Origin of the sequence: Parabacteroides sp. 20_3, from assembly GCF_964238835.1 — a bacterium.
Lineage (GTDB): Bacteria > Bacteroidota > Bacteroidia > Bacteroidales > Tannerellaceae > Parabacteroides > Parabacteroides distasonis.
The window spans coordinates 693,168-706,121 of the sequence record NZ_CAXSNO010000002.1; the positions used below are offsets into that span (position 1 = coordinate 693,168).

Annotated in this window: 9 protein-coding genes; 2 read left to right on the top strand and 7 right to left on the bottom strand. The window is 52.8% G+C overall.

Annotated features, from left to right (window positions below):
- Position 1 precedes the first annotated feature (1 nt).
- The 4 genes from ACESPU_RS06645 to ACESPU_RS06660 all read right to left on the bottom strand — a co-directional run bounded on the left by ACESPU_RS06645 (position 2) and on the right by ACESPU_RS06660 (position 6,449).
- The gene (locus tag ACESPU_RS06645; protein ID WP_158532878.1) at positions 2-2,983 is read right to left on the bottom strand and encodes an AAA family ATPase; all 2,982 of its coding nucleotides are present in this window, start codon (positions 2,981-2,983) and stop codon (positions 2-4) included.
- Positions 2,980-4,230: an exonuclease SbcCD subunit D gene (locus ACESPU_RS06650; protein ID WP_048927761.1), complete on the bottom strand. Its 1,251-nt coding sequence runs from the start codon at positions 4,228-4,230 to the stop codon at positions 2,980-2,982. The genes ACESPU_RS06645 and ACESPU_RS06650 overlap by 4 nt, the downstream gene beginning before the upstream one ends.
- Before the next feature lie 82 nt (positions 4,231-4,312).
- Positions 4,313-5,566 (bottom strand): HAMP domain-containing sensor histidine kinase, encoded by a 1,254-nt coding sequence (locus tag ACESPU_RS06655; RefSeq protein ID WP_122115076.1) that lies wholly within the window; start codon positions 5,564-5,566, stop codon positions 4,313-4,315.
- A gap of 436 nt (positions 5,567-6,002) precedes the next feature.
- The gene (locus tag ACESPU_RS06660; protein WP_005858196.1) at positions 6,003-6,449 is read right to left on the bottom strand and encodes a DNA-binding protein; all 447 of its coding nucleotides are present in this window, start codon (positions 6,447-6,449) and stop codon (positions 6,003-6,005) included.
- A gap of 212 nt (positions 6,450-6,661) precedes the next feature.
- Here ACESPU_RS06660 and ACESPU_RS06665 point away from each other — a divergent pair, with 212 nt between their 5' ends.
- On the top strand, positions 6,662-8,947 hold the full coding sequence (locus ACESPU_RS06665) for an NADP-dependent malic enzyme (protein ID WP_057325950.1): 2,286 nt from the start codon (positions 6,662-6,664) through the stop codon (positions 8,945-8,947).
- A gap of 61 nt (positions 8,948-9,008) precedes the next feature.
- Here the strand turns inward: ACESPU_RS06665 and ACESPU_RS06670 are convergent, their stop codons facing one another.
- From ACESPU_RS06670 to rhuM, 3 genes are read right to left on the bottom strand one after another with little or no spacing between them, the layout of a single operon-like run.
- Complete coding sequence (locus ACESPU_RS06670; protein ID WP_057325951.1) at positions 9,009-9,902, bottom strand: D-isomer specific 2-hydroxyacid dehydrogenase family protein; 894 nt, start codon at positions 9,900-9,902, stop codon at positions 9,009-9,011.
- Between the two features lie 24 nt (positions 9,903-9,926).
- Entirely contained in the window at positions 9,927-10,406 is a 480-nt protein-coding gene (locus tag ACESPU_RS06675; protein ID WP_008774188.1) for a DUF456 domain-containing protein, read from the bottom strand.
- A 29-nt stretch (positions 10,407-10,435) separates the two neighbouring features.
- Positions 10,436-11,410, bottom strand: a complete 975-nt coding sequence (gene rhuM, locus ACESPU_RS06680) for a virulence protein RhuM/Fic/DOC family protein (RefSeq protein WP_048928374.1) — start codon at positions 11,408-11,410, stop codon at positions 10,436-10,438.
- A gap of 95 nt (positions 11,411-11,505) precedes the next feature.
- Between rhuM and ACESPU_RS06685 the strand changes: the two genes are divergently transcribed.
- Entirely contained in the window at positions 11,506-12,912 is a 1,407-nt protein-coding gene (locus ACESPU_RS06685) for an efflux transporter outer membrane subunit (RefSeq protein WP_158532880.1), read from the top strand.
- Positions 12,913-12,954: the final 42 nt, after the last annotated feature.

Here is a 12,954-nt window from a genome sequence, read left to right on the forward strand (position 1 = left end):
GCTATATGACTTCCAGATAACTCCGTCCGTTTCCCGCCCGGTTCACCCGGATCTGCACGGGAATACGTTCCGTCATTTCCTGTACGTGCGAGATAACGCAGATCTTGCGCCCTTGCGTACGCAGGCTCTCCAAGGCATCCATAGCGAGCCGCAACGTCTCCGCATCCAAAGAGCCGAAGCCCTCATCGATAAACAGGCTCTCTACCTTCATCCGGTTCGAGGAGAGAGAGGACAAGCCTAGCGCCAAGGCCAGCGAGACCAAGAAAGATTCCCCTCCGGAAAGGCTATGCACGGTACGGATCTCGTCGCACATATCTTGGTCGATCACCTGCAAAGCCAAGGTATCCGGCACACGCTCCAACCGGTAACGCTGGGATAGTTGCCGCAATTGCACATTTGCGTAACTCAACAAGACATCCAAGGTGTAGCCTTGGGCGATCCTACGGAACTTGGCGCCATCCGCCGAGCCTGCCAATTCATTCAGCTTCGCCCAACGCTCGCTCATCGCCCTCCGCTCCGAGAGCTCTTGCTGGAAGCCGGCTATCTTCCGCTTATTCTCCTCGTGCGTACGCAGACGGAAACTACATTCAGACTTTTGGGCCGTCATTTCCGACAGGGATTCCTCCAGCGTCTTGCCTTCGTAGGTCTCTTGGTAGGCGGCCAACCAGTTATCCAGTTCTTGCCGGCGTGCGGAAAGAAGGCCGGAAGTCTCCACCAGATCCTTCTTGATCTGTTCCGTAATCCCCCGGTATTGCTCCACCTCGCCGGCGTGCTTCGTCGTACTCTCTTGCAGCTCCTTCAAATGGCTCTTCAAGGCTTCCACCCGTTCGTGGAAGGTACGTTCCACCTGGTCGGCGGGCTGGCCTCCCAGCAGGAGATTCCGTTCCGAGCGCAAACGGGTATAGGATTGATTCTTCTCGTCGTAGGCTTTCGCGGCGTCCTCGTACTGCTTGCGCAAGGGAGGGAGGAAAGCCTCGTACGACTCCCGTTCCGCTTTATAGGCGCTCCGCTCCCGTTCCAATTCCCGCAAGCGTTCCCCGTTGGCTTGCCACTGCCGGGCGAAATCCGTCAAGGTCTCCCGGAAGCTTTCCGGCTCCTTGTTCCAGCCCGTCTGCCATGCGTCGTTCCCGAACAGGGCGTTGGCGGCGGATAGGGATTGGGACAGCTTCTCCTGCTGCTCCCGCTTATCCAATTCTTCCCGGTCGATTTGCTCGGACAGGGATTGTAGCTGATTCCTTAATTCCGTCCGTGCGTTCTCGTCCGCGGCGAGTTGTTTATGCAGCTCCAGTTCTTTCTGTTGCAGGGCGGCGAGTTGTTTCCCGCAGGCCTCCTGCCGTTCTTTCCGGTCGAGAAGCCGCTTGAGGCGCAGGGTAGCTTCCGAGATGTGATCCGCCAAGGCCAACAGACGCTCATGCGCCTCGTGAGAGGCGAAAGGATGCTCAAGGCTTCCGCAGACCGGGCAAGGCGTTCCGGCGGTCAGCTTGTCCCGCAGGCTTTTGATATCGCCAGTCGTCACGAACTGGGCTTGCTCCAACAATAAACGCTCCCGTTCCGTACGGCAGGTCTCGATCGATCGATCCAAAGCCTCCGGTTCCAATTCCTTGAGGGCAAGCGCTACGGACTTCCGCTCTTCCTCAATCTTTACCTGTTCCTTGGCGTGCGTCTCCGCCTCCCGCCGCAAGGATTGCCTCCGAACCTCCAACCGCTGGATTTTCTGTCGGATGGCTAGCAAGGCCTTGTCCGACCGCTCGACTGCCCGGCGAGCCGTAAGGCAGGTATCCAGATGAATCAACAAGGCCGACAGTTGCTCGGCGATCCCCTCCTTGCTCCGGTAACGTTCACGCCACGACGTCAGCTTGTCCCATTCCTCCGAGGCTTTCTTCTGCCGCTCTTCCACCTTCCTGAGTTTCTCTTCCGCCTCCTGCTTCCGCCGGGAGAAGTCTTTCATCCGTTCATCGGCCTCGGAGCGGGCTTTCAAGGCAGATTCCAGTTGCACGTCCAGTTTCCGGGCCTGTTGCAATTCCAGTCGCAGACGCTTAGATTCCTCATCCGTCCTCGCCAATCGCACCTCTCCTTGCTCATACTCCTTCCTTACGGTTTCCAGCGATGCCAACGCCCGTTCCAAGAAACGAGCGTTCTCCTCCCGCTGTTTTTCCTTCGAGGCGATCTGGACCTCGGCCGCTTTCACGGCCTCCCGTAAGCTTTGCCGCTCGACCCTCGCCTTCTCCAGACGGGCCAGCTCCCCCTCCAAGACCGAAAGGCGGGTTTGGGAGGCTTCCACCTCCTCCTCCGATAGAAGCTCTATGCCTTGTACGCGGGCGCATAGCCGCTCGTAGGCCTCCTTCGCCTCGGCGTTCTTGGCGAAGATCCGGCGGGAGATCTCCGAGTATTGCTCCGTACCGGTCAGTTTCTCCAACAAGGAGGCCTTCTCGCCCTGCTCCGCTTTCAGGAAGGTAGAGAAATCGTTCTGGGCCAAGAGCACCGAGCGGGTGAACTGATCGAAAGTCAGGCCGATCAGCTCGATGATACGGGCTTGCAGGTCCTTGTTGGTTCCCGGCTCCTCTTTCCCGGCATCTATATTATATAATGTAAGGCGGGCGGCCTGCAAACGTCCGCTCTCCTTCTCCCGGGCCCGGGATACGGACCAGCGGGCGCGATACCGGCACCCGTTCAGCGCCACGAAATCCACCTCGGCGTAGCCCGAGGCCGTCCCACGGCGCAAGAGGAAGCGGGGGTCGCTTTGCGGCAACACATCCTCTTGCACGTCCCTCAGCCGCACGTTATTCTCCTTCGCCAGCTCCGTTCGCGGCGTACGGGAGAAAAGGGCGAGGCACATGGCATCCAGCAACGTGGATTTTCCCGCCCCGGTAGGCCCGGATATAGCGAAGATACCCGCCGAAGCCAAAGGCTCTTCCGTAAAATCAATGGAAAACTCTCCTTCCAGCGACGCCAGATTGCGTCCTCTGATCGCCAGCACTCTCATAAAGAAACCTCCCTCATCACCTCATTAAACAATGTCTCTATCTCCTCGGGCAACTCGCCTCCGTATTTCACGGCAAACGTATGTCTCAGCATATCCAGCGGGGCTATCTTTTGCAAATCATTATACGACAAGGCCCGCTCCTCTGCCTCTCCTTCCCGCCGGGGATACGAAGGAACGATGGAGGTGAGGCGGACTGCCTTCCCGACCAACGCCTCCTCTACCCGATGGCGGAACGTAGGGTCCGGCTCCGTCAGCAGGACCCGTATCTCCACGTAAGGCCAGCGGCTCTCATCCTCGCTGACCACCTCCGGCTCCGGAAGCCCGGCGAGGCATCGCAAGACCTCCTCCGGGGGTAACGGGCTATCCGGTATACGCATCAAGTCCGCAACTCTTGGGATCTCGATCGCCTCGGTACCAGCGACCTTCCCCTCCTCGACCGCTACGGCTATCACTTGATGCCGGTAATTCTTCTCCGAGAACGACATGGGAAGCGGGCTTCCGGCGTAACGTACCGCCTCGCGCCCGCCAATCCGTTGCGCTTTATGGATATGCCCTAGCGCCGTATAAGCGATCCCGGCGTCGAAGGTATCCGCAGATACGGACTCCAGCCCTCCCATGATGGCACGCTCGCTCCGGTCGTCGTCCGATAGTTCGGCTCCGGTGGCGTGGAGGTGGCCCAAGGCTACGATCGCCTCGCCGGGGTTCCTCCGGGCATCCGCATAAGCGTAGAGCCGCTGGTACATCCGGCCGATGCCCGCCACATACGAGTCGGGCTCTCCCTCGGACGCCGCCGGGTAATCCCCTTGGCGGAGGAAAGGCACTGCTAGACAAAGCGCCTCCCGTTCTCCCGCCCGGTTCCTCAAGGGGACAACGAGCGATCCGAGATCGATCTCCCCGGAATCCGTCCTCCCCACGATACCTACAATCGAGGTATTCAATTCCTCCAGCAAGGGATTCGGGGCTTCCAGACGGATCGCGGAGTCATGATTGCCGGCGATGATCACGATCTGCAAGCCCGGATTCCGGCGATTCGCCTCTTTCAGGAAACGATAGAAACGACGTTGCGCCCCGGCGGAAGGGTTCGTCACGTCGAACACGTCGCCGGCGATCAACAGGACATCCGTCTGCCGCTCCACCAAAAGATTTGTCAGAAAACCGAGGAAAGCGTCGTGCTCCGCCTCCCGGTCGTAGCCGAAAAAGGTCTGGCCCAGATGCCAGTCGGCCGTATGGATAAGTTTCAATGCCATTTATCTTCTTCTATTTTGATCCGGCAAATGTACTTCTTTCCCTTCAGATATCAGATTTTGGTAGAATGAAAAAGACGAATGATCAAGCGTATCCCCCCTTATATACCGGCAGCACGACCGAGAAGCGGCTTCCTTCTCCCTGCTTAGAACTCAGCGCTATCCGTCCCCCCAAGTTTTGTACGATTCCTTGGCAGATAGACAACCCCAGACCGGCCCCTTGGCTGAATTCATCTTGCTTGAAAAAACGGCTGAACACCTTCTCTTGTTGCTCCTCCGATAGACCGATCCCGGAATCCTCGACAAAAATCGCCGCCTCATCCGTCCCCCTCAGATGCTTAAATCCCAACTTTATATATCCGCTATTCGTGAATTTACAAGCGTTTGTCAAGAAATTGGTTATAACTTGCGAAAGTCTCTTTTTATCCGTATAGATAAACAAATCCCCCTCCGCCTCTTTCGAGAATCGTAGGTGGGTGGGGACCAATAACTGATGGGCGAGGTAAAGATCGTCTACCAACTCCTTGACGGAGCAGCTCTCTTTCTCGAATTTCATTTGTCCCGATTGAAGTCTCGAAACCTCCAAAATATCATTGATGAGCACCAACAACAGATCGCAACTCTGATTGATCGTCTTGGCAAACAGCTGCTTGTCGGCCTCGTCTAAGTCCTTCTCCGAGGCCAGCAGGTTCGAGAAGCCTACGATAGAGTTCAGCGGCGTACGTATCTCATGGCTCATGTTCGCCAAGAACTTTTGCTCATATCCCCTCATGAGGATAAGCTCTTTTTCTCGTTTCTTCATGTCATTGATATTGATAAGTATACCGCTCACGTCTTTGCCTCTCTCCGCATTATCTAACGCAGGCATGGCGCTAAAGCGGAATTCCCACCATTTATAATCAGATCCGGCGAAGCGGGCACGGCATTGGAATACCTCCTTGTCCGCCTTCCATAAGGATTGCCAAAGTAATTTGAAAGCAGTGAGATCATCGGGATGTATCAGCCTCCACATCTCTTCCAACTCGATCCGTGGTGACTGGTCACCGACAGGATACTCGAAAAAGAACTCCTCGTCCTTAAACTCCCAGATGTATATGCCTCCACACTGTATGGCCAAATCCAAGAAGAAATTCTTTTGAGACAGACGGGAGAAGATCATCTTGACTTGCCTCTTCTCCCGCCCATACAAGCATAAGACACCGATTAAAAATACGATAGTAGCTACCTCAAAAACAGGCCTCAGCCTATAATACTCAAATAAGGGAGTATGCTTAGGTAGCAAGTACAACCCCGTAAGCAAGGTTGCTAAAACTAAAAATATATAAAGTAGGTGTTTCATGGTTCTTTAAGTTTACGAGTACCTGCGGGACTCTGGTGGTAAATGGTTTTATTTCACTCCGCTCATTAACACTATTGTTTTTTTTCTTAAGACTATTATTGATTTTCACCAGCTATTTAATAAATATTATTATCTTTGATCTCATAATTAACCAGAGTCCCGCAGGGACAACGCCTACACCTCTTCCACGATTATTTATCTACCCGGCATCTTCCTTACTCGTATCCGTACGGCTACATTCTTGTATCTACGTATCTGCATCCGTGTATCCGTACGGATACGAAGATGCAGATACGTAGATACAAGGACGCGGATACGTAAGTGCAAGAGCGTAACCGTACGGGTACCCGCTTGTATCCGAGCAACAAAAAGCCGGTATCTGGGCGGGTACACGTGAGTACCTGCCCGGATACCGGCCCGCGGCTATCATCCTAGCCTATATCTCGTCCGGAGATTCCGAGTCGGAGCCGCCGGAGCCACCCGGTCGTCCTTCCGCCAGCTTGTCCACCCAAGCGAAAGTAGCCTTCTGAAGATCCGTCTTGAAAGCCTCGTCAGGCTGGAAGTTAAGGTTCACACTTTTGATATTCTTGGCGTTGACCTCCTCCTTGGTAGGTACCCCCAAACTGGAAAGCGTAACGCTGAAACTACCCCAGTTACCCAGTTTCACGCTCTCTCCTCCCAGCAGCCTGCGAAGCAAGATCTTACGAAGCTGGCGGATGGCCATCATCGCCTCGGAAGGGTTCAACGTAGTCTCGTCGGCGAGTTCCATCGCTACCTCGGTCTCGTCCGCTTGGGCGGTAGTTACTTGAGTTACATACCATTTCTTAGGCGCTTCCTTGTCCAAAGGGTTTATTCGTTGCACGGGTTTTACTAGTATTGCCATGATAAATAGATTTATAGGTCTCTCTTGGATGGAGGCCCTGATTATTAAATCTTCAAAGATAACAATAGAGTTCCACTCTCACAAGTTAAAACCGGATTACTATTCGCACTTTCTTGAAAAAACTATTTGTAAGCAAAACCTAGTAAACTCATAATAATTTGTTACTTTTGCGGTGGTTTTAAATAGGAACAACATAATTAATAAACATACCTATGGCAAAGATTACAAAAGAGGAGGCCCTTCGGTACCATGCCGAGGGCAAACCGGGTAAGATCGAGGTTATCCCGACAAAGCCTCATAGCACGCAAACGGATTTATCCCTAGCTTATTCGCCGGGCGTAGCCGAGCCGTGTCTGGAGATCGAGAAGAATCCGCTGGACGCGTACGAATATACGGCGAAAGGTAATTTGGTAGCCGTAATCTCCAACGGTACCGCCGTACTCGGGCTGGGCGATATCGGTCCCTTGGCCGGTAAGCCGGTGATGGAAGGCAAGGGATTGCTATTCAAGATATTCGCGGGTATCGACGTATTCGATATCGAGGTGAACGAGAAAGATCCGGAGAAGTTTATCCAGACCGTGAAGGCGATCTCGCCCACGTTCGGAGGAATCAACTTGGAGGATATCAAGGCACCGGAGTGTTTCGAGATCGAGACTCGCTTGAAGAACGAGCTGGATATCCCCGTCATGCACGATGACCAGCATGGTACGGCAATCATCTCCGGCGCCGGGCTGATCAACGCCTTGGAGATCGCCGGCAAGAAGATCGAGGACGTGAAGATCGTGGTGAACGGCGCCGGAGCCGCCTCTATCTCATGTACGAAACTGTACGTGATGCTGGGAGCGCGCAAGGAGAATATCGTCATGTGCGACAGCAAGGGCGTCATCTCTACCAGCCGCCCGGACTTGAACGCCGCCAAGCGGGAGTTCGCTACCGACCGTCCGATCAAGACCTTGCAAGAGGCCGTGGTGGGAGCCGACGTATTCTTGGGCCTCTCCGTGGCGAACGTATTGACCAAGGAGATGGTACGTAGCATGAACGCCGACCCGATCGTATTCGCCTTGGCGAACCCGAACCCGGAGATCTCCTACGCCGACGCGATGGCCTCGCGGGATGATATCATCTTCGCTACCGGACGTTCCGACTATCCGAACCAGATCAACAACGTGCTGGGATTCCCTTATATCTTCCGCGGCGCCTTGGATACGCACGCCAAGGCGATCAACGAGGAGATGAAGCGGGCCGCCGTCTACGCCATCGCCGACCTTGCCAAGGAGCCGGTTCCCGACGTGGTGAACGCCGCCTATAAGCTGAAACGAACCACTTTCGGACGCGACTATATCCTTCCGAAAGCGCTCGATCCCCGCTTGCTGACCCGTGTATCTTGCGCCGTGGCGAAAGCCGCTATCGACTCGGGCGTGTCTCGCAAGACGATCACCGACTGGGAGGGCTACGCCAACCATTTGCGTGAGATGATGGGGTACGATAATAAACTCTTGCGCTCGTTCACCGATATGGCGAAAGCGAACCCGAAACGGGTGGTATTCGCCGAGGCGAACCACGTGAATATGCTGAAAGCCGCCGCCGAGGCGAAAGCGGAAGGTATCTGTTTCCCGATCTTGCTGGGTAACGAGGAGCGTCTGGCCAAGATCGCCGCCGAGGAGAATATCAGTCTGGACGGTATCGAGATCGTCAACCTCCGCCACGACCGCGAGACGGAACGCCGCCACCGCTACGCCCGCATCCTTTCCGATAAGAAGGCGCGCGAGGGCGTGACCTACTCGGAGGCTTGCGAGAAGATGGTAGACCGTAACGCCTTTGGTATGATGATGGTGGCTACCGGCGACGCCGACGCTTTCGTGACGGGTGTATACAGCCGCTACTCGGAGGTTACCAAGATGGCGGAGCAGATCATCGGTATCCGCCCGAGCTACAAGCATTTCGGCGCCTTGAACATCCTGACGTGCAAGAAGGGTACGTTCTTTATGGCCGATACGTTGATCAACCGTCATCCGTCGGCCGAGGTATTGATCGATATCGCCCGCCTGACGCACGATGCCGTGAAGTTCTTCGCTCACGAGCCGGTGATAGCGATGTTGTCTTACTCGAACTTCGGTTCCGACAAGCAGGGTAGCCCGCTGAAGGTGCACGAGGCGATCGACTTCTTGCATAAGACATACCCAGACATGGTAGTAGACGGAGAGATGCAAGTGAACTTCGCCCTCGACAAGAAGCTGCGCGACGATATGTATCCGTTCAACAAGCTGAAAGGGCAAGACGTGAATACCTTGATCTTCCCGAACCTAAGCTCCGCCAACAGCGCATACAAGCTATTGGATACACTGGGTATCACCGAGACGATCGGCCCGATCCAGATGGGATTGAACAAACCGATCCACTTCACCGACGTAGAAAGCTCTACCCGCGATATCGTGAACCTGACTACCGTAGCTGTCGTAGACGCTATCGTTCAGGAGCAGATCGAGAAAGAAGGTTGATAGGGGAATACTGTCCCCAGTTGTAGAGACGGGGCGTGCCCCGTCTCTACAACTGGATATATCAATTCTGATAGCTTTCGATATTCGCTATTACCTTTTGCGACAATCGCTCCATACATTGCTCCGAGTGGCCGGAGACTTTCGGGGTATATATGACATTATCGAACTGCGTCAAGGTATCCGCATAATTCCCGATACCCACCTCATCGCATAAGAAGAAATTCCGTTTATGGGCGCTAAGCCAACGTTGTAAATCCGGGACACGGAAAGTCGGCCCTACCGACGTATTGATCAATATCTTCAGATTACCGAACAAACGAAACTCATCCGCCCCCAGAAGAATCGTATTACGAGGCAAGCAAGTACATAAAATATCCACCTCCGGCAGCAACTCCCGCAAAGGCAGGTAAGCGATACCGGCGGCCTCGGCATCCGGCTTACGGGTACGGCTGAAATAATAGACCTCAGCCCCCAAGAAACGAAGAACGTCAGCGATCATTCTCCCGGTGCGGCCCAATCCCACGATGCCTACTTTTTGCCCGCCCAGCTCATACGCCTTATGTCTCCACTGTTTCCCGCCGAAACCATGCAACAAACGGACCAGCTCGCTAATGACATACTCCACGACTCCCTCATCGCCATAGTCGCGGATGCCCAAGACCGTTATCCCCCGCTCACGTGCGGCGGCTATATCCACATTCGCGCTAGACTCGCTATAGAGGGTACAGCACATCCCGATGTATTTGATATTCGGGCAAGCCTCGATCACGTTCCTCCGGATCTGTGTATTATAAGAGACGAGTACGCAATCTGCGTCCCCGATCCGGTTCACAATCTCCTCATCCGTTTCCGGAATGCCGGTATAAAAAACAACCTCTTTTCCAAGCTCCTTCAAACGCTCCACTCCCCATGTATTCAATCCGGTAGAATCTACCACTACAATTTTCTCAAACATATCTTACTTTATTAACTACCATCTTCAATTAATTATCCCTCTCACAAAGCTATAAATAAAATAGCCGCAAAGAGCGACTTTCAGCACGACACTCAATAAAAAACCAGCGAACGCCCCGAAACCAGCCTTCAACGCATCTCCGGACGCCTTGCCTCCCAAAAGTTCTCCAACGAAAGCCCCCACGAATGGACCCAGCAAGATCCCCCAAGGCGGAAACACGAATATGCCGGCCACGGTTCCCACGGCACATCCCCAATTTCCCCACTTGGACCCTCCGCTATACTTAGTCCCCAGCATGGGCGTAACATAGTCCATCGCCTGTGCCAACACGACCAGCAATCCCCACACGACCAACTCCGTAACCGTAAATTCCGCATAACCCGTAAAATGCAGCAGCCACAAAGCCAAATACGCCACCGGCGGCCCCGGCAAGACCGGCAAAAAACACCCCGCCAATCCCACCAACAAACAGATAACGCCTAGTATAACCAATAAGATATCCATACAATCACTATTTACAATAATCCTTTATTTCACCAATTCTCCTTATTAATCAAATTCACCACGACTTTCACCATCATATCTTTTTCCTCCGTCCGGCTTTCCGCTATCATCAAGGTTAAAGCGACCAATGTATTATCAGCGATACGTTTCGTCCCATCCGGATTATATAAGATTCCATTATTATCGAGAAACCACAAGAAAAGCGTTGCGGCTATACGCTTATTACCATCGCTGAACGAATGATTTTTTGTAACCAGATAAAGAAGCATAGCCGCTTTTTCCTCTACCGAGGGATAAAGATCCTCCCCACCAAAAGTTTGGTAAATCTGTCCGATAGAGCTTTTGAAAGAGCCGTCTTTCTCGTTTCCGAATAAATTACTTCCACCAAATTTACTTTTCAATCCTTGGATAGCCAACATCGCATTTTCATAGGTAGCCTTAAACCGTTGCTCATTTGTCGTCGAATGAATATCCAATTGCTGATAGTCATACTTATCCAGTGTATCTAAGGCATAGGTATAGTCTACAACTACATCTAGTAACGTACGGCTTTCATCCGAGGAAAGAACCTCCTGACCCTTAACTGTACGACCGAGGACTTGTACAAGCAGCTTCAGTTCGTCGTATTTTTGTTGGGTCAGTTGTTTATTGACAGCGTAGCCTTTGACAAGGTATTCTTTTAGGATTTTATTCGCCCAGATACGGAATTGCGTACCACGCTTAGACTTGACACGATAGCCGACTGAGATAATGACATCAAGACTATAAACCCCAGTAGGCTTGTATTTGGAAAAAGTATTATGCAAAATTTGCATATTACTCATTTCCTCAAGTTCTCCTTCTTTAAAAACATTTCTGATATGCCGAGCTATTACCGATTGATCCTTTTGAAAAAGCTCCGCCATCTGCGCTTGCGTAAGCCATACTGTATCATTCTCCAATTTCACGTCAATTGAAGTCTCACCATCGGCTGTCCGATAAATAACGATCTTGCCATTTTCCATACGTTTCAGTTTTTAGGATATATAAATAGACAAAGATACAAACATTTCCCACCCTTAACTGTTTTGCTAAAAGCTAAATCTAAACATATATATTTATGCACAAACATTTACGCCTGACATGTTATGCTTTGTTGTGCTTGCTGGTGCCGATCGGGGTAATGGCGCAGACAGAGCATACGTATTTAGACCGTGCCCTACCCGGATCATGGTCTGAGGAAGGAAGTGATTTCCAGCAGACACTTCCCGTAGAAGATAATTGGTGGAGAAATTTTAAGGACCCGTTACTGGACTCGCTGATAGAAGTAGCCGTGAAACAAAACTATTCCGTGCGAATGGCGATGGACAGGATCGCCATGGCGAAAGCCAACCTGCGGTCGGCACAAGGAAGCTACTCGCCCACCCTAGAGCTTTCCGCCGGATGGACACGGCAACAAAGTAGCGGCAATATCAATCAGGTACCCAAGGCGATCACCCAATATTCCAGCGCTACCGTAGATATGAACTGGGAGGTGGACGTATTCGGGAGTATCCGGAACCGGGTGAAAGCGGAGAAAGAGAATTTCGCCGCCTCGAAAGAGGAATACAACGCCGCCATGGTCTCCCTTTGCGCTCAAGTAGCCTCCTCCTATATCAATATGAGGGAACTGCAACAAGAGGTAAAGGTAGCGCAACAGAACTGCCGCTCCCAACAGACGGTCGTACAGATCACCCAGAAACGGTATGAGACCGGGCTAGTCTCCAAACTGGACGTAGCGCAGGCGCAATCCGTATACTACAGCACGAAAGCCTCCCTACCGATGCTGGAGGCCGGTATCATCCAATACGCGAACTCCTTGGCGATCTTGCTAGGCCTGTACCCTTCCGATCTGCAAAAGATCATGGAGACAGAGGCCTCCTTGCCGGAATATATCGAGCCGGTCGGTGTAGGGCTACCGGCAAACCTGTTGCTACGCCGTCCGGATGTACGTGCGGCAGAACGGCAGGTCAATGCGCTTGCCGCCTCGCTCGGGGCCTCTAAGTCCGATTGGTGGCCGAAAGTATTCGTGAAAGGTTCGATCGGTTTCGCCTCCCACGACTTCGACAAGCTGGCGAATCATAATAGCTTGACCTATGAGATCGCCCCTACCCTTACGTGGAACTTCTTCCAAGGCACCCAGAAGATACAGGCTACCCGGTTGGCGAAAGCCCAGTTGGACGAGTCGATCCGGCAATTCAACCAGACCGTGCTTACCTCCGTACAGGAAGTGGATAACGCCATGAGCTCGTACAAGAACTCGATCAAGCAGATCGTAGCCCTCCGGGAAGTGGTAAACCAAGGAAAACAGACCTTGGATCTTTCCCTTGACCTCTATAAGCAGGGCCTTACGCCTTTCCAAAACGTACTGGACGCGCAACGCTCCCTCCTCACCTACCAGAACCAATTGACACAGGCTCAAGGTAGCTCACTACTGAACTTGATACAGCTTTATCAGTCATTGGGTGGAGGATGGAATCCTATGTAGGCCGTTCGATCCGATCGAACAAAAGCCCACTCAAACAATTAA

Coding starts and splice junctions, on each gene's coding strand:
- ACESPU_RS06645 (WP_158532878.1), bottom strand. CDS start 2,983: ATGAGAGTGCTGGCGATCAGAGGACGCAATCTGGCGTCGCTGGAAGGA.
- ACESPU_RS06650 (WP_048927761.1), bottom strand. CDS start 4,230: ATGGCATTGAAACTTATCCATACGGCCGACTGGCATCTGGGCCAGACC.
- ACESPU_RS06655 (WP_122115076.1), bottom strand. CDS start 5,566: ATGAAACACCTACTTTATATATTTTTAGTTTTAGCAACCTTGCTTACG.
- ACESPU_RS06660 (WP_005858196.1), bottom strand. CDS start 6,449: ATGGCAATACTAGTAAAACCCGTGCAACGAATAAACCCTTTGGACAAG.
- ACESPU_RS06665 (WP_057325950.1), top strand. CDS start 6,662: ATGGCAAAGATTACAAAAGAGGAGGCCCTTCGGTACCATGCCGAGGGC.
- ACESPU_RS06670 (WP_057325951.1), bottom strand. CDS start 9,902: ATGTTTGAGAAAATTGTAGTGGTAGATTCTACCGGATTGAATACATGG.
- ACESPU_RS06675 (WP_008774188.1), bottom strand. CDS start 10,406: ATGGATATCTTATTGGTTATACTAGGCGTTATCTGTTTGTTGGTGGGA.
- rhuM (WP_048928374.1), bottom strand. CDS start 11,410: ATGGAAAATGGCAAGATCGTTATTTATCGGACAGCCGATGGTGAGACT.
- ACESPU_RS06685 (WP_158532880.1), top strand. CDS start 11,506: ATGCACAAACATTTACGCCTGACATGTTATGCTTTGTTGTGCTTGCTG.